This window comes from Mycobacterium sp. NGS67, assembly GCF_059812185.1.
In genome coordinates this window covers 1-16,054 of sequence record NZ_JCALCF010000054.1, presented here as the reverse complement: position 1 = coordinate 16,054, position 16,054 = coordinate 1, and the positions used below count along the sequence as shown (strand labels likewise).

The 16,054-nt window shown below is 62.7% G+C and carries 15 protein-coding genes and 2 pseudogenes; 4 read left to right on the top strand and 13 right to left on the bottom strand.

Going from position 1 to position 16,054, the window contains the following annotated elements; translation table 11 throughout:
• Positions 1 to 189: 189 nt before the first annotated feature.
• Genes AC5Y4D_RS26610 through AC5Y4D_RS26600 form a run of 3 tightly spaced genes read right to left on the bottom strand, consistent with a single transcriptional unit; the run spans position 190 to position 2,038 of the window.
• Positions 190 to 1,440, bottom strand: a complete 1,251-nt coding sequence (locus AC5Y4D_RS26610) for an APC family permease (protein WP_500038682.1) — start codon at positions 1,438 to 1,440, stop codon at positions 190 to 192.
• Complete coding sequence (locus AC5Y4D_RS26605; RefSeq protein WP_500038678.1) at positions 1,437 to 1,748, bottom strand: Rv3488 family transcriptional regulator; 312 nt, start codon at positions 1,746 to 1,748, stop codon at positions 1,437 to 1,439. The genes AC5Y4D_RS26610 and AC5Y4D_RS26605 overlap by 4 nt, the downstream gene beginning before the upstream one ends.
• On the bottom strand, positions 1,745 to 2,038 hold the full coding sequence (locus AC5Y4D_RS26600) for a PadR family transcriptional regulator (protein ID WP_500038677.1): 294 nt from the start codon (positions 2,036 to 2,038) through the stop codon (positions 1,745 to 1,747). The genes AC5Y4D_RS26605 and AC5Y4D_RS26600 overlap by 4 nt, the downstream gene beginning before the upstream one ends.
• 248 nt (positions 2,039 to 2,286) lie before the next feature.
• Between AC5Y4D_RS26600 and AC5Y4D_RS26595 the strand changes: the two genes are divergently transcribed.
• Complete coding sequence (locus AC5Y4D_RS26595) at positions 2,287 to 3,003, top strand: hemerythrin domain-containing protein (RefSeq protein WP_500038676.1); 717 nt, start codon at positions 2,287 to 2,289, stop codon at positions 3,001 to 3,003.
• Here the strand turns inward: AC5Y4D_RS26595 and AC5Y4D_RS26590 are convergent.
• A complete protein-coding gene (locus AC5Y4D_RS26590; protein WP_500038675.1) occupies positions 3,000 to 3,242 on the bottom strand; it encodes a hypothetical protein in 243 nt (80 codons plus the stop codon). The two genes, AC5Y4D_RS26595 and AC5Y4D_RS26590, sit on opposite strands and share 4 nt — an antisense overlap.
• A gap of 359 nt (positions 3,243 to 3,601) precedes the next feature.
• Here AC5Y4D_RS26590 and AC5Y4D_RS26585 point away from each other — a divergent pair, with 359 nt between their 5' ends.
• The gene (locus tag AC5Y4D_RS26585) at positions 3,602 to 4,234 is read left to right on the top strand and encodes a sensor domain-containing protein (RefSeq protein WP_500038674.1); all 633 of its coding nucleotides are present in this window, start codon (positions 3,602 to 3,604) and stop codon (positions 4,232 to 4,234) included.
• 407 nt (positions 4,235 to 4,641) lie between these two features.
• Positions 4,642 to 6,222 (top strand): sodium bicarbonate transporter family protein, encoded by a 1,581-nt coding sequence (locus AC5Y4D_RS26580; RefSeq protein WP_500038673.1) that lies wholly within the window; start codon positions 4,642 to 4,644, stop codon positions 6,220 to 6,222.
• Here the strand turns inward: AC5Y4D_RS26580 and AC5Y4D_RS26575 are convergent.
• The 4 genes and pseudogenes from AC5Y4D_RS26575 to AC5Y4D_RS26560 all read right to left on the bottom strand — a co-directional run bounded on the left by AC5Y4D_RS26575 (position 6,134) and on the right by AC5Y4D_RS26560 (position 9,174).
• A pseudogene (locus tag AC5Y4D_RS26575) lies at positions 6,134 to 6,633 on the bottom strand (arsenate-mycothiol transferase ArsC). The gene AC5Y4D_RS26580 and the pseudogene AC5Y4D_RS26575 sit on opposite strands and share 89 nt — an antisense overlap.
• A gap of 33 nt (positions 6,634 to 6,666) precedes the next feature.
• Positions 6,667 to 8,219 (bottom strand): annotated as a pseudogene (gene arsB, locus AC5Y4D_RS26570) (ACR3 family arsenite efflux transporter).
• Positions 8,216 to 8,578, bottom strand: a complete 363-nt coding sequence (locus AC5Y4D_RS26565) for an ArsR/SmtB family transcription factor (protein WP_500038672.1) — start codon at positions 8,576 to 8,578, stop codon at positions 8,216 to 8,218. Before AC5Y4D_RS26565 ends, arsB begins: the two are co-directional and overlap by 4 nt.
• A 107-nt stretch (positions 8,579 to 8,685) precedes the next feature.
• Positions 8,686 to 9,174, bottom strand: a complete 489-nt coding sequence (locus AC5Y4D_RS26560) for an ArsI/CadI family heavy metal resistance metalloenzyme (RefSeq protein WP_500038681.1) — start codon at positions 9,172 to 9,174, stop codon at positions 8,686 to 8,688.
• Positions 9,175 to 9,276: 102 nt separating this feature from the next.
• On the opposite strand from AC5Y4D_RS26560, the gene AC5Y4D_RS26555 reads away from it, so the two are divergent.
• Complete coding sequence (locus AC5Y4D_RS26555; RefSeq protein WP_500038680.1) at positions 9,277 to 9,636, top strand: Rv2640c family ArsR-like transcriptional regulator; 360 nt, start codon at positions 9,277 to 9,279, stop codon at positions 9,634 to 9,636.
• A gap of 421 nt (positions 9,637 to 10,057) precedes the next feature.
• Here AC5Y4D_RS26555 and AC5Y4D_RS26550 read toward each other — a convergent pair whose 3' ends face one another.
• From AC5Y4D_RS26550 to AC5Y4D_RS26530, 5 genes are all read right to left on the bottom strand, one after another.
• Positions 10,058 to 10,459: a DUF6262 family protein gene (locus AC5Y4D_RS26550; protein ID WP_500038671.1), complete on the bottom strand. Its 402-nt coding sequence runs from the start codon at positions 10,457 to 10,459 to the stop codon at positions 10,058 to 10,060.
• Entirely contained in the window at positions 10,456 to 12,672 is a 2,217-nt protein-coding gene (locus AC5Y4D_RS26545) for a tyrosine-type recombinase/integrase (RefSeq protein ID WP_500038670.1), read from the bottom strand. Before AC5Y4D_RS26545 ends, AC5Y4D_RS26550 begins: the two co-directional genes overlap by 4 nt.
• Positions 12,662 to 13,861: a tyrosine-type recombinase/integrase gene (locus AC5Y4D_RS26540; RefSeq protein WP_500038679.1), complete on the bottom strand. Its 1,200-nt coding sequence runs from the start codon at positions 13,859 to 13,861 to the stop codon at positions 12,662 to 12,664. The genes AC5Y4D_RS26545 and AC5Y4D_RS26540 overlap by 11 nt, the downstream gene beginning before the upstream one ends.
• A 22-nt stretch (positions 13,862 to 13,883) precedes the next feature.
• Entirely contained in the window at positions 13,884 to 15,083 is a 1,200-nt protein-coding gene (locus AC5Y4D_RS26535) for an ImmA/IrrE family metallo-endopeptidase (RefSeq protein ID WP_500038669.1), read from the bottom strand.
• A gap of 115 nt (positions 15,084 to 15,198) precedes the next feature.
• On the bottom strand, positions 15,199 to 15,891 hold the full coding sequence (locus AC5Y4D_RS26530) for a hypothetical protein (RefSeq protein WP_500038668.1): 693 nt from the start codon (positions 15,889 to 15,891) through the stop codon (positions 15,199 to 15,201).
• Positions 15,892 to 16,054: the final 163 nt, after the last annotated feature.

Genomic DNA, 16,054 nt, shown 5'->3' with positions numbered 1-16,054 from the left:
CTTATCTGGGGGTGCTTTTAGGTGTCCGTGACTGTTCCCCGTTAGGACCTTGGGCGTGCGCCTGACTAACGGGGAACAGTGCGTTTGCAGGGTGTCTCCGCTTCGGTCGGTCAAAATTTTGACGAGGTCGAACATGCTTACGGGTTAGCCGCCAGTGGCGCCTCGGCGCGGTGGATCGGATGGTGGTGGTTATGCCGTGGAGTTATCTGTGCGGTGAAGTGCGTAGGCGGCGATGCCGATACCGATTACCGCGGCTCCTGATAGGACGGAGATGAGCGGCAGGGTGAACGCTAGGACCGCGCAGCCTAGGAATCCGACCATCGGGATCACGCGGGCTGGGCGATCTTCGTCGGGCCCCAGCGTGAGGGCGGAGGCGTTGGTGATCGCGTAATAGATCAACACGGCGAACGAAGAGAACCCGATGGCGCTGCGCACGTCGATGGTGGCGGCCAGGATTGTGACGATGGTTCCGATCGCGAGCTCGGCGCGGTGTGGGACTCGATACTTCGGGTGTACCGCTGCCAGTCGGTGGGGCAACCGGTGGTCGCGTGCCATGGCCAGCGTGGTGCGTGAAACGCCCAACATCAGGCCCAGCAGGGACCCCAGCGCGGCGACTGCTGCGCCGGCCCGCACTATCGGAATCAGCCAGGCTGCGCCGGCCACTTGCACGACTTCTGCGAGAGGGGCTCGGGCGTTGGCCAGGTGCTGGGGACCCAAGACCGACAACGCCGCCACCGCTACCACGGCGTAGATCGTGAAGGTGATACTGAGGGCGATGGGGATGGCGCGGGGGATGGTGCGTTGCGGGTCGCGGACTTCCTCGCTGAGTGTGGCGATACGGGCGTATCCGGCGAATGCGAAGAACAGCAAGCCTGCTGCTTGCAGTACCCCGCCCGGCGAAACGCCGGATACCGCGAAGTGGGCATCGTCGGCAGCGTTGGCGGTCAGTGACGTCACCACCACCGCCGTGAGCACCATGAGCACCACGGCGACGATTACGCGAGTCAGCCACGCCGATTTCTGCACGCCGATGTAGTTCACGGCGGTCAAGGCGATCACTGCGGCAGCTGCAATCCCGTGGGCCTGTTTTGGCCAGACGTAGGACCCGACGGTCAGTGCCATTGCGGCGCATGACGCGGTTTTGCCGACCACGAATCCCCAGCCGGCAAGGTACCCCCAGAACTCGCCCAAGCGTTGTCGGCCGTAAAGGTATGCGCCTCCGGATGCTGGATAGAGGGCGGCCAGCCGCGCCGTTGAGGTGGCGTTGCAGTAAGCGACCAGCGCTGCCAGGGCAAGCCCGAACAGCAGACCCGACCCTGCGGCGTGGGCTGCCGGGCCCAGTGCCGCGAAGATCCCAGCGCCGATCATCGATCCCAGTCCGATCACGACCGCGTCGGTGGTGCCGAGTCGGCGTGCCAGTGCGGGCTGCTCGCTATCTATGATTCCTCCCGGGGGTTATCAAGAATTTCAGCGGCTAGCGCGGCCAGGGCCATGCGTTCCTCGGCCAGTGCCTCCCGCCCAAGATCGGTGATCTCATAAGCCCGGCGCGTGTGACCGTCGACCACGTGCTGGTAGGAGGTCAGGAGGCCGTCTTGCTGCATGCGGTGCAGCATCGGGTAGAGCGTGCCCGGAGAGATTTTGTAGCCATGACCGGCTAACTCGTCTGCCATCCACGCGCCGTGGACTGCCTCGATGTTGGCGTGGTGCAAGATGTGCAGTCGCACTGCGCCGCGTAGGAACTGGCTCATGGGTCAATCTTCAGCTCTCCAAGAGCGACGACGAACTCAGGTCGCTTCAGGGCCCAGATCCCATGAGCGGTGATGTCGTGGACCCGCCGCAGGCGACCGTCGACGAATTGCCGATCCGCCAGCAACAGGTTCTCGCGCTCCATCTGAAACAGCACCGACAGCAGAGCCGCGGTCGTGACGCGGTAACCACGCCGGGCCAGCGCGCCCGCCATCCAGGCACCGTAGACGGGTGCCATCTTCGCGTCATGTAACACATGCAGACGCACCGCGGCAGGCAGCACCCCGGCCACCGGCCGGCACCGCGGCACGGACGACACCGCTGAGGACTTGTCACCGTCGCCTCCGGTCAGCGGCGACGCCCTAGTGGTGATGCCAGTCCGGCACCGGCAGAACTGCTCCAACACCCCACTTCCTTCGTGCTCGTTCAACACTCGCGCGCACCCCTTACGGGTATCGATATACGATATCGGAATACGATAACAATAGCTCGGCAGATGATCGTCCGACCCCAAGGGGTCCAGTCTCGAAAGGCGCGACGGTGACTAAGCGATTGCCCGCTACGACGCGGCGGCAACTGTTCGGAATCTCGGTGTCGGCGGTGGGGGGGATCGCGTTGTCGGGCTGCGACCGCTCGCAGCCTGTTGCCAGCGGCAGCGGGGCGCCCTCAGCGCAGGAGGCCCCGGTGACGCCGCCGGAAGATCTGATGCGCGAGCACGGCATCCTTAAGCGCGTCTTGCTGACTTATCGAGAGGGGATGCGGCGCATCGATATTGGCGAGGAGGTGCCCGTCAAGGCGCTCAATGCCGGCGCGGAGATTATCCGGAGCTTCATCGAGGACTACCACGAGCATCTCGAGGAACAGTACGTCTTTCCGAGGCTGGAGCAGGCCGGCAAGTTTGCCGATATCACCAGCGTCTTGCGTATTCAGCACCAAAAAGGTCGTGCCATCACCGACCGAATCTTGGCCGCTACCAGCGCAGGCATTCGGGTCGAGCCGGCGCGAGCCGCTCTCACACGAGACATGTCGTTGTTCATCCGGATGTATGAGCCCCACGAAGCACGCGAAGATACCGTCATTTTCCCTGCTCTACGAGAATTGATGCCTGCCAAAGAATTCGGCGACCTTGCAGAGACCTTCGAAGACGAGGAACATAGGCGGTTCGGCCCGACGGGCTTTGAAGGCATCGTCGACAAGGTCGCCGACATCGAGGGAAGTCTCGGCATCTATGAGCTGAGTCAGTTCACGCCCAGCTAGCAAAGTACCTTCATGACTGCGCAGGAGTTTACTGCTGCCTTGATCTTCTGAATCCACTCGATGAAAATAGCGTTGCACCAGGCAGATTCGTCATAATTCTCCCTCTTTGAGCCAATCGCGGTGTCGCGGGCTACGGGGAAGAAGTTGCCGTCAAACACACGTGTGCTACGCGAGACCGGGGTCTGTGCACCGATAGATGACAGTTTCGGGCACGCGGCCTGACTGGCCGGTGTGGTCATGATTGCTTCGTATGGGATTGGGGTCAACCGCTTCGAGTGCGGCTAGGCGTGGCTGGGCTGCGGTTCGTGTCGACGGTGATATCGCGAGGCGGGGCGGCGTTATTGGTAGGCTGCTAGCAAAGGTGCGCCGGGAAGTCTGGTCGGCTCGCCGGTAGCAGTTCTGTTGCCGGGGATCAATTGCTTATGCAATCGACTGGAGCGTGTTCCTTTTGCCGGACGATAACTTGTGTAGGAACAAGCGGGCGATCCGCGTTGGCGAACCGTGGTTTGAGAGATCGCGGATCGTCGAGTCGACTTCGAAGAAGTTGAAATGTCAAGCTAGCTGGCGGAATTGGCTACCGCCTGGGGTACGCGCTGCTGTGGCTGGCGGCCGGCTGCCCGTCATTGTTGGGTGTGTCGTGGTCGTGATCACCGCTTGTTCGCCCAGCAGCACGGTAGCCGAGCCCAATGTTACGGGGGGTCCCACCGTTGATGCGTTGATCGTCAGCGTCGATGAGGTGCGGCGCATCGCCAACTACGAGGAACTCACCGCGCATTCGCATGCGGACTTACGTCACCCGCCGTCGGGAGACCTCAACGCCCCGAGCGCCTGCCGGGCAGTGGGGACCAGCGATCTCACTTTCGGCAGCAGTTGGACTGAGTTCCGCAGTGCGGGCTATCACGGAACAACCGATGACATCAAACCCGGCGGGCCCGCCCTGAAGGTGACAGTCAGTCAGGCCGTAGCGATCTACCCCGATGCAAGCACTTCCCGCGGTGTGCTCCATCAGCTTCAACTGTCGCTTCAGTCCTGTCTCGGCTTGCGCGACCCTAATTACGACTTCACCCTCGACAACCCGGACCCTTCCACCCTCAGGATCAGTTCCCGGGGATGGAACCATCTGTACCGCGAGAAGAAGGCGGTGTTGATATCGGTCGGGGCGTTAGGCATTGAACCAGCAGGCCAGATCGCGAATATCGTCCTGCAAAATATTACCGATCGAATCCAATAAAACGGTGAACGACTATTGGATATTCTCCAAAGGCTCCATAGTCCAGTCTGCGTACTGGGCGATTTGGCATGAATTATGCGGTGCCGAGATCATACGATCCGCAACCCCGCCACTCACCTCTTTCGTCAAAGCTTTGCCAAGCCTCCGGAATGGTGTGATCCAACAAGAAAATTGACCGTCTAAGACTGTTAAAACTCAACGAGATGCGTTGCTATTGCCAGTATCGATGCAAGTGTAGGGGCGTGAATTATCTTGTGGACAATAAGGCAGTTCGATCTCATATGCTTCTTCCCCTGGCGGCTCTGCGTTGTTGGGTTGATCCGCTTCGAGGGCAACCGATGCATGACCGGGCCTCGCGTCCGGATCGGTTGCCTGAGAGCTACCTCATTGTTTCGAAAGGTTAATACGTGTCAAACGAATGGGGCAACGTGTCGGACACGCCAAAAGCGCACGAAGTCGGCCTCCTGACCTATACGGGCCGATTGGGCGGTGGTCTTCGGGCGGATGTGCAGCGAAAGCGGCCTGCCTATGTCGGCGATTTCAAGGACGGACTACATTCGAAAGTCTTAGCATCGGTGAGTTTTCTCTTCTTCGCCTGCCTTGCGAATGCAATTGCCTTCGGTGGCCTCACCAGTGTCATGACCCACGGTGAAATCGGCATCGTCGAAATGATTGTGGCCACCGCCATCGGCGGAATCCTGTTCGCCTTTCTGTCCGCCCAACCCCTGACGCTGCTGGGCGGCACCGGCCCCATCGTCATCTTCACCGGCCTGCTATACACGATGTGCCAGCGTTTCGACCTGCCCTTTTTGCCGGTCTACGCCTGGGTAGGAGTCTGGTCAGGCATTCTTATGCTCGTCCTCGTCGTGACCGACGCCAGCGCGCTCATGAAGTTTTTCACCCGCTTCGTCGACGAGATCTTCGCCGTCCTCATCGCCGTCATCTTCATCTTCGAAGCGGCGCGCTCCGTGTTGTCGCCCTTCACCGCCTCACCGCGCAACGACGCGACCGCCCTGATGACCGTGGTCCTGGCACTGGGAACATTCCTCTTGGCCCGCACCTTCAAAACTTTCCTGCAGACCAGGTATGTCCAGCGCAGGTTCCGTGAATTCGTGGCAGATTTCGGGCCCACCATCGCCATAGCGCTGATGACAATATTTGCTTTAACGTTGCCGGAGGTCAAGGTCGCCGACGTGGCCATTCCCGACCATTTCGGCACCACCACCGGCCGGTCCTGGCTCGTCGACATGTTCTCGGTGCCCATCTGGCTGATCGTCGCCTGCCTCGGGCCGGCTATCCTGGTCACCGTCCTGCTGTTTCTCGACCAGAATATTACAACTCGTCTGGTCAACAGCCCGTCGCATGCCCTGCGAAAAGGCGGCGGCTATCACCTGGACTTGGCTGTCGTCGGAGTCATCACCGCGGTATGCTCGGTGTTCGGTTTGCCGTGGATTGTGGCGGCCACCGTCCATTCTCTCAACCACGTCAAGAGTTTGGCGACCACCACACGCCAAGGCGACGATTCCGGCGCCGAGCGCATCCTGGCTGTCCGAGAAAATCGGGTCTCCCCGCTCGCCATTCATATCCTGATCGCGGCCTCGCTTTTCATGTTGCCGCTGATCAAGAAAATTCCGATTGAGGTACTTTTCGGGTTGTTCCTGTTCATGGGTTTTGCCACTCTCAACGGGACGGACTTCTATGCGCGGTTGAAACTGTGGTTGACCGACCGCAACCTGTACCCCGACACCCACTACGTTCGTCATGTTCCCTGGAAGGTCATCCACCTCTTCACCTTGGTCCAGCTTCTCTGCCTGGTGGTGTTGTGGATCCTCAAAAGCAGCCCGGCAGGGATCTTGTTCCCCTTATTCATCGCGATGCTGGTGCCGTTGCGCCTTCTGCTCAACAAGTGGTTCCAGCAGCAGCACCTGGCATTGCTCGACGCCGATGAGCTAACCGACGAAGAGAGCATGGGGGACTTCCGGCTCTAAGCTCGTCGGGGGGGCAAATGCTTTCGTCGAGTGCTGAGTTCACTTCGATGATGCGAGCCGTAAACCGGGACCGGTTCGGGAGTTCCACTATGCGGGCAGCGATGTTGTCGCGGATGAGTCTCATGCGGGCGATGCCGTCGATGCCGCGGTGTGAGGGTTCGTCGATGTTCCATCGTTCGACAGGTCTGCCGTCGGCGAGCGGGTCGATGTGGGCGCTCGCCAGTAGGCACCGGTCGCTGGTGACGGTTCGGCCAGCACTTGCGCTGAGAGTGCGTTGACCGCGGTCTTGGCGTGGGTGCCCGCCGAGGTGATGTGGATGTTGGGAGCGGCGAGGTAGCGCATGAGTCCGGCGGCCATGACCGACTTTCCGGTGTTACTGACGCAGACGGACAGCACTGAGGTGTCGGCCATGATGGTTGTTGTGTTTCTTGAGGGTATCGCTGGTTATCGGCTGACCGGCACGTTCAGTTCGGCCAAGAGTTGGTGGATGCGGCGGTCGATCTGGTCGCGAATTGGGCGCACGGCTTCGACGCCTTGGCCGGCCGGGTCGGGCAGTTCCCAGTTCTCGTAACGCTTTCCGGGAAAGATCGGGCAGGCGTCGCCGCAGCCCATGGTGATGACGACGTCGGCGGCTTGCACAATTTCGTCGGTCCAGGCTTTTGGGTATTCGCCGGTGATGTCGATCCCGACCTCGGCCATGGCTTCGATGGCGGCGGGGTTGACCTCGTTGCCGGGTTCGGATCCGCCCGACCAGGCGACGACGTAGTCACCGGCGTAGTGGGTGAAATACCCGAGTGCCATCTGGGAGCGGCCGGCGTTGTGGGTGCAGAGGAATAGCACGGTGGGTTTTCCGTCGCTGATCTTGCCTTCGGCCCTGTCGGTCATGGCGTGGCGTCCGTTCTTGTCGTCGAGTCGGTGGCGGGTAGGTGTTGGGAGGTGTGGTGGTGGAACCGTTTACGCAAGGCGAGGGAGACGTGGACCAGGGCGACCAGGACGGGGACTTCGATGAGTGGGCCGACGACGCCGGCCAGGGCTTGGCCGGAGGTGGCGCCGTAGGTCGCGATCGCGACGGCGATGGCGAGTTCGAAGTTGTTGCCGGCGGCGGTGAACGCCAGGGTTGTCGTGCGCTCATAGCCAAGGTCGAGCAGCGTGCCGAGGAGGTATCCGCCACCCCACATGATCGCGAAATACGCCAATAGGGGAAGCGCGATGCGGGTTACGTCCCACGGTTGGCGAGTGATCTGATCTCCTTGCAGGGCAAAGAGAATCACGATTGTGAACAACAGCCCGTAGAGCGCCCACGGCCCGATCCGCAATACGAATATCGACTCGTACCAGTCGCGGCCTTTGGCCTTTACTCCGACGCGCCGGGAGAGGTAGCCAGCGGCCAGTGGGATGCCGAGGAAGATGAACACGGATTTGGCGATCTGCCACGGGGAGGTGTCGATGGTGGTTTGTTCGAGGCTGAGCCAGCCGGGTAGCACTGAGAGGTAGAACCAGCCCAGCACGGCGAACATGATGACCTGGAAGATCGAGTTCAAGGCGACGAGGACGGCGGCGGCTTCGCGGTCGCCGCAGGCGAGGTCGTTCCAGATGATGACCATGGCGATGCAGCGGGCCAGACCGACGATGATCAGGCCGGTGCGGTATTCGGGCAGATCGGGTAGCAGCAGCCAGGCCAAGGCGAACATCAACGCCGGGCCCAGTACCCAGTTCAGGATCAGTGAGGAGAGCAGCAGTTTGCGGTCGCCGGTGACGGTGTCAAGGCGGTCGTAGCGGACTTTCGCGAGTACCGGATACATCATGATCAGCAGGCCGAGGGCGATGGTCAGTGATATCCCGTCGATCTGAACCTTTTCGAGTGCAGTGTCAAGTCCGGGGATCCAGCGGCCGAGGAGCAGTCCGGCGACCATGGCTGCGCCGATCCAGACCGGTAGGAACCGGTCGAGGCTGGAGAGCTTGCCGACAACTGGCGGTGCGGTGGTGGTGTCGGTCATGCCGGCGCCCCGGCCGCGGTGCCGAGTAGGACTGCCAGGCTGGCCAGGGCGTCGGGCGCTACCGCGTAGTACACCCACGAGGCTCGGCGCTCGGAGGTCAGCAGTCCGGCGTCGCGCAGCACTTTGAGGTGATGGCTCACCGTGGGTTGGGAGACCTCCACCCCGACCGAGATGTCACAGACACAGGCTTCGCCGCCGGCGTGGCTGGCGATCGCCGAGAACAGCTGCAGCCGCACCGGATCGGCCAGGGCTTTGAGCTTGACCACCATATCGGTGGCCTCAGCCGCCGTGAGGGGTTCGCGTAGCAGTGCCCCGGGTGGGCAACACGCCGCGTTGACCGGTTCCGATGATTTCGACATCCATCGATATTGATACTTATCGAACCCAGCGTCAAGCAGGCCGTCGATCGCGGAGGGCCCACCATCGCGGCGATGGTGGGCCCTTGCTGTAACGGCAGGTTATCGGGTCAGCAGCAGGACGTGGTCTTGACTGCTTCAGGCTCTGCTGCTGCGGCGGCCGTGCCGCCGCAGCAGACGCCACCCTGCTCAGCCTCGCCGTCGGCCAGGAGCTGGAGGCTGGTGCCGAATGTTTCGGAGTCGGCCAGCACGGTGTAGACCTCCCATTTCTCCCCGGCCGGCCCGGTTACCCAGACCTTGTCCTGGCTGGCAAAGCAACAGGTGGTGCCGATCTCCTCGTCGGTGAACAGTCCTTCGCCACTCAGTCGGGCGATCTCGGCGTGCACCTTGTCGCTAGATTCAACTTCGACGCCGAGGTGGTTGATGGTGCCGCCCTTGCCGGGGTTTTCCAGCAGCACCAGCTTCAGCGGTGGCTCGGTGATCGCGAAGTTGGCGTAGCCGGGCTTCGCCTTGGCCGTCTGGATGCCAAAGAGCTTGGTGTAGAACGTGATCGCCTCGTCGAGATCATCGACGTTGAGGGCGAGTTGAATACGGGACATGATCCACCTCCAACTAGGTGTGAGACATATATCGAACTGGCGCGTCACCGCCAGAATGCCACCTTTTCGATATATGTCAAGAATGGTGGCAGGATGGACGCCATGCCCAAAGCGCTGCCCGTGATCGACATGTCCGCCCCGGTGTGCTGCGCCCCGGTCGCCGCCGGTCCGATCAGCGATGCCGACGCCCTGCAGGTAGCGATGCGGCTCAAGGCGTTGGCCGATCCTGTGCGGGTGAAGATGATGTCGCTGTTGTTCAGCTCCCGCCCGGGTGAGGAGACCAGCGGGGATCTGGCCGCGGTGCTCGACTTGGCCGAGTCGACGGTCAGTCATCACCTGGGCCAGCTCCGCAAGGCCGGGTTGGTGATCTCCGACCGGCGCGGTATGAACGTCTTTCACCGGGTGAAACCCGAAGCCCTGCAAGCACTGTGCGTAGTGCTCGACCCCAACTGCTGTACTTGACGCGGTCTGCGGCCCACGACCAGGTGGACGCCCTGGTGTGGGCGTGACCATGATGCGCGCGGATCTGCGCTGGTAGCGACCGTTCGGTGTAGTAATGGCGGGCAAATATTTCGCCTGCAGAACCTGTCGAACCGCCAACGCGGTTCGAGCGGCTATCTCCGGGAGCGATGGTGTCGGAGGAATACGGCCGCTTGTTGCCGTGCTGGGGCGCTAGACACAACTTATGGCGGGCCGCGGCTTTGGTCCCTGAGCGCCCAGCCCCCATCAATCCGCCACCATTCTTGAGAATTGTTTCCAATGACGACCGCGTCCCCACCTGGCGGAAGCCAGGTCAACCATTTCTGCACCGCCAGATCAATCGAGAAGCCACAGTTGGGAGTGCGGTGCGGTTTGACACGTGGGCCGATCCGGGGGCTGAGGCTCAGGTATGAGAGTCGAGTTGCCCATAGAGCAGTTCGATCGTCGTTTTTTGTTGTGCCACTGTGGCTCTAAGTTTCTTGATTTCGTCGTCTTGGGTGGCTAGCTGGCGGCGTAGAGCAGTGATGATGGTGGTTTCACGGCCGGTAGCGGATGGCTCGTGGTGGTTAGGGGTGTGGCGATATTGGTCGATGACGGCCAGGAGGTCGTGGTGTTTGTAGATGGTTTTGCGGACGACCCGGGCTTTGGCGGCCACGGTGGAGATATTGATCGGCGCTTCGGCTTTGCGAAGGGCGCGGATCGCTTTCTCGATGTCGCGGCGTTTGGCGGCTGCGACGGCGGCGCGGTGTTTGGCCAGCCCTTCGAGAGCTTTGTTCGACGGTGGCGGGGGTCGGCGCGGGCTCACGGGGTGGGGTCTTGATCGGCTTTGCGCAGTACCGATTCGTGGTTGCCGCGGGTTTTGATCTGCAGCAGCGGCAGCCGATTGGCAGTGCCGGCGCCGCCGATGCTGTGTCCCTCGTTGGCCGCGGCGTCGGTGCGCAACCGGTCGATGATGGCATCGAGAGAGGCGATCTCGCGGCGTCTTTCGTGGATCCAGACGTTGTCGTCGGTGAGCTCGCGTCCGGTGCGCTGGAGGTACTGGGTGCGGCGCAGCTCGATCAGGGCCTGGGTCTTGGCGCGTTGGTCGAGCAGCTCCTCGAGGTGGGTGGCGTCGGTGGCGAAGTGGCCGCACGACAGGCAGGCGTTGCCTTTGTCGCATGTCTTGAGTGGCGGCAGCAGGCAGACGCCGTTGGGCAGTACCCGGTCGGTGCGCGAGGACAACTTGGTCATGTCGTAGATGTCGGACGGGCTGATCGCGATCTCGGCGCCGTGGGCACCGATCTTCTTGTGCCGCAAGAACTCCGCTTCGGCGGTCGCGGCCAGTGTGGCGGCGTAGCGCAGCGTCATCTCCGGGGAGGCGTGTCCGAGATAGCGCTGCACGACATGGATTGGGACACCGTCGTTGAGTAGTTCGGTGGCCCGGGTGTGTCGCAGCCGGTGGGTTTGGGTGAATCGCAACCGGTGACCGGCGGCGTCGGTGAGGCCGTGAATCTTGTCGAGGTTGCCCAGGGTCGCGCCGTAGGACTGGTAGGTGCGGGGCCGCTGCCCGTGGTGCTGGTAGCGCAGGCCGACGAACAGGTATTTGGGAGTCAGGTCGGGGTAGTGCCGGCGGACCCAGGCTTGCTGTTCGCCGATGACGTTGACGATGGCCTGCTCGACCAGGATGGTGGGCAGCACCCCGTCGACCTTGGTCTGCTGATACCGCAGTTTGGCCACGAACGCGTCGGGGTCATCGGTGTCGGTGGGCCGTTCCTGGCCCGGAATCGGTGCCAGTGGGTCGAAATCGAGCATCAGGATCTCCGATGCCCGCCGCCCGGTCAGCGCTTGGAGTAGCCATATCCGGGCGGCTTGAGGGTCACCGAGGCCGGTGATGATGGAGATGGTGGCGTCGGGGTGGGTGATGGCCACCGGGGTGCCGCGGTCGGCGGCCAACACGTCGAGGTAGCACAGCATCTGCTGTAGCTCGGCGGTGGAATACCAGGTCAGGTCTCGGGGGCGGTGGGCACGGCGGGTCCGAAATGCGGCCCCCCAGAGCCGGGTGTAGCTGTCGGTGAGCTGGGCCCAACGGGGATCACCGGTGGCGGCGGCGGCTTCCTCGGCGTGGTCGACCATGAAGGCGTAGAACACCTGGGTTTGCGACTGGGCCGCGTCGATCGCCGAGGACGACAAGGGTTTGTCGGGTTTGGCCGAGGCCTGCGGGGATTTCAGATAGTCGGAGAAGTCGGTGAACAGCAGCCGCAGGGCGGCGCGGTCGGGGGTGAGCAGCGGATCGGTGATACCGCGCCCGTCCAGGAACCGCCCCAGATGCCGCGCCATGTCGCGGGCCCGTTCCCCGGCCGATGACCAGCGCAGCAGCTGTCCGGTCAGCGATGTCCGCAGCCAGAACCGTGCTCCATCACGTAGCCAAAGAGGTTGGATCGCAGAGAGTTTGACGGTTTTATCGTGACTGGGTTCGTGTTCGCGTTGTGGTATGCGGGGATCGGCCCGCAGATCCCAGATGTCATGGGACCACCACGGCGCCTCGGTGCAGCGCACTGAGACGTAGAGATGCAGATGCGCGATGAAGCTGTTCATGTAGCGCCGCGCCCCGGCTGACGGGAGCCGGCCGTTGCGGCGCTCGAACCCCACCACCGCATGACGCACGATGGTGGCGGCGTCCAGGTCGGCGATGCTGACCGGCGACCGGTGATGAACGGTGCGGTATTCAGCGGCGGCGTCGGTCAGGGCGCGGCTGCACCACTTCAGCAGCGACGGCTCGATTTTGCGGACTCCGTCGTGGCCGCAGGTCCATACCCACCAAGCCATCTCCTGGCAGAACCGTTGCGGCACCTGCGCCGGGGTGAAGTCGTGGCCGGCAGCTTTGTTGGCGTAGCGCTGGTTGAGTAGGAAGACGGTGTTCGCCGGCGGTCTGTCGATGCGGTAGGTCAGGGTGCGCCACTGCTCAGGCACCAGCGCCCACTGCTGCGTCCACGCGCTATCTCCCGGGTCTACCGGTGCGCGGTGGTGCTCACCGGTCATGGCTCACCTTCCATCCGGCGACGTAGTTCTTCCACTCGGCCACCGTGCGCATCTCAGCGTCGGCGGTGACCCAGCCGTAGGTCGACAAGGTGGTCTGCACGTCGGCGTGGCCCAGTCGGCGCATCACCACGTGCTCGCCCACCCCGGCCAGCAACAGGGCGGTCGCGTGGGTGTGGCGCAGCCAGTGCGGTGTCCAGTCCGCCGGCAACACCTCAGACTGGCTTTTGGTGATGGAATCGACTTTGTCGTAAACGGTTTCAGGGCGAATTGCGGCATACTTCTCGCCGCGGGCGAGGTTGACGAACACGAAATGGGTGTTCAGGTCCGCCACCGCGACATCAGCGCCGGCGCCGATCAGCTGCCACACATACTCGCTGTAGAGAGCGACCAGATCATCACCGATGTAGATCCGTCGGGCACCGGACTTGGCCCGGACACCGTGCGGATGATCATCACGGTCAGCGATCAGAACCGACGGAGTATCGCCGCCGCTGATATGAAAATCGTTGTGGCGCAGCAATAGTGCCTCACCCATCCGCATGCCGGTCTCGGCCAGTACCGCGAAGAACAACCGGTCTCGCAATCCGGCCGCACTGCCCGACCACTGCCCTGACGGGGTCTGGATACTGCAGGCATCCAGGATCGCGGTGACCTGGCCGGGCAGCAGTACCGGGGTTTCGGCGCGGTTGGGTGTGCGCCGCCGATAAATCGGGGCATCCTGGGTGCGGTGCGGGCCGACCCCGGTCAGAAACGACGCATACCGGTGTCGAGACGCCCGCGCCTGGGTGGAGAACAGCCGGCGATAGGGGCGGTCGAGGTCGTGGGCCTGGGCGAAGTACCGATACATCGACAACACCGCTGTCCCCCGCGGCTGCAGCGAGGACTCGGCCATCCCTTTCCGGGCCTCCCCGATCCGCGATGTTCCGGGTAGGTCCCCGGTGCGCAGGTAGGCCAGGAACTGACCGAACAGGCTGGTGGGGAAGTCATCCCACGCAGCCCCGGTGTGTTCGAGCAGCGTCCACCAGGCTGCAAGCCCGTAGGCATAGTTGCGGACGGTGTTGGGCGAGGCGCCACCATCGACCAAGAACCGCAGATACTCCCGCGCCGGAACAATCGGCAACAGATTCGCACCGACCACCGAATAGGTCTGCGCCCGGTCCGGGAACCGCAGCAGCTGCACCGCCGCCACCGTCAGTGACTCCGCGCCCCGGTCACGGGGTTCTGCCCCGCCGGAAATCATCCATCCGGATCACCTGCCGCGGTTCGCCAAGGCCACGGTCGACCCGAGTAGACCCCATCGCCGCCGCGACCGGCTGCCGGTCCGCCGGGGCCCCGCGCTGGGTGGCCAGAAACCAGTCCAGCAGATCCGGCGGGTAAATCATCGACTCGCGGGCCGACAACATCGGCACCGACGCCGATCCATAACAGCGTTCCACCCACTTGCGCAGCAGCCGAGGCCGTTCCAGTTCCCGCTCATCCCAGCCCGGCTCCGTCATCCCCCAGGTGTGACCGGTATTCGGGTTAATCCGCGAATAAAGCTGTGTGGTAAGCATTTTCGCCCGCTCAGCATCAATCAACCCGGAACCCCGAAGATGCATGATCAGCGACCCCAGTGAGAGTCCCCACTTGTCTTTGATCGGTTTGAGGTTCAACAGCGACATCGCTCGCGGCAACTCCTCGGCAATCGCCGACGCCGGCGCCAACAACTCGGTCGCGAACCTGTTGGCTTCCTGCTCCTCGCCGGAACTGACCGAACAATAGGCGCGGCTGTGCAGCATCAAATGACCCAACTCGTGGCTCACCGTGAACCTGGTTCGTTCCCACGACTCCGATTCCCGCAGCACCACAAGCGGCCGATCACGGTGACGACCAACCCAACTGGAATACCCCAAATGCCTCTCATCGCGGGACCGGCCCGGAGTTGCCGCGAACTCACTTTCCCACTCGCCGGCCACCCGCCGCCGCACGATCACCGGCGCACCCAACCGCTCCGCTTCATAAATTAAGTCATCAAGCGGCTCAACGGGTTCCACACCCATCGCCTCACGCAGCCGCGCCGCGGCCGCCACGATCGACACCCTGCGCGGACCGTCATCGACAATTGTCGGGATCCGTACCGGCGGCAACTTCGACACACTGTCCAAGTCGGCCAGAAAATCCCCGGCCAGCGAGGCGAACGTCGCCAAGAACTCCTGCTCGCCCATCGTCATCGATTTCGGCGCCCGAAACAACAACTCCTTGGCAGCCACCCGTGACTGCGGCTCAGTGCTGAAAAACGCTACCGGAAAACGGAATAAGCCGGCCAGCCGATCGACGTCCTGGGGCAACAAACAGATGGTCGGCGCTTTCTCGATCTTCGTCTGACGGGCATTGCTCCACCCCATCGCCTCGACCACTGACACCGCGGTCATCCGCCGCAACAAACGGGCCTGCCGGACCCGCGTACCAAATACCTCAATCATCGCGTGCTCGATTCAACATCACCTGACACCCGACCCCTCATGCGCCCAACACTGTGCCCGAGGGCTACGACGATTGCGGCGGTGCAGCCTCTTCCTGATCCTGGTCCACCCCGTCGATACCAGCGAAATCTTCGTCGCGACGACGCCGTACCTGCTCGACTGCGGTCTTGCGGACACCCGGCAACATCGCCGAGACCGTACGTTGCTCCATCGCCGGAGCCGGCAACGGCGTCTTGGCGTACAGCACCTGCAGATGCTTGGTCAGAATCCCCGCCGCCAGCACCGCGCCACCCAAACCCTGCCTGCCCGGCCACCACAACACATACGGGTGGTAGCCCTGCGGTTCGGCGATCCCGTCCTCGCCGCCGATCGCATGCCCCAGCACGTCCTCGAAACTGTACTGCTCGCCACCAGGCACATACGGCACCGTCCCCAACAGCGTGCCGTCCCATCGGCGAGGGTGCTTGCGCACCGCAATCCGCATCCCCTTCCCGTCCAAGAGGAGAATCCCGAACCCGTTGCCCTTCACCGCCTTCAAAGAGGAATTCTGCTGCTGTCGACGCCACCGCGAATACAGCAACGTTTCCAGCAGAGTGCACGATACGGTGATGGCACGCGGATCGGCGCCCTGATCGACAAACCGATCCGGAACCTCGGCCAACCTCGCCGCGATGTCGCCGTGAATTTCGGCCAGGACCGAGTGGTGTTGCCTGGCCAGCTCCTCGACCAAGGCTTGAGGATCTTCGTGTAGCTTCACGGGTTAAATTTTTACCCCGCCATCCCACATGTGTCGTCGCGCCACGCCGCAATTTTCCTGCGATTTCTCGACTCGACATACCTAATAGGATACATGTATACCGTTACAAACATGCAGATAAACACGTATGGCAGAAGATATTTGACGATTTAACGCCTGATAA

Coding starts and splice junctions, on each gene's coding strand:
- AC5Y4D_RS26605 (WP_500038678.1), bottom strand. CDS start 1,748: ATGAGCCAGTTCCTACGCGGCGCAGTGCGACTGCACATCTTGCACCAC.
- AC5Y4D_RS26590 (WP_500038675.1), bottom strand. CDS start 3,242: ATGACCACACCGGCCAGTCAGGCCGCGTGCCCGAAACTGTCATCTATC.
- AC5Y4D_RS26565 (WP_500038672.1), bottom strand. CDS start 8,578: ATGTCGAAATCATCGGAACCGGTCAACGCGGCGTGTTGCCCACCCGGG.
- AC5Y4D_RS26560 (WP_500038681.1), bottom strand. CDS start 9,174: ATGTCCCGTATTCAACTCGCCCTCAACGTCGATGATCTCGACGAGGCG.
- AC5Y4D_RS26555 (WP_500038680.1), top strand. CDS start 9,277: ATGCCCAAAGCGCTGCCCGTGATCGACATGTCCGCCCCGGTGTGCTGC.
- AC5Y4D_RS26545 (WP_500038670.1), bottom strand. CDS start 12,672: ATGACCGGTGAGCACCACCGCGCACCGGTAGACCCGGGAGATAGCGCG.
- AC5Y4D_RS26535 (WP_500038669.1), bottom strand. CDS start 15,083: ATGACCGCGGTGTCAGTGGTCGAGGCGATGGGGTGGAGCAATGCCCGT.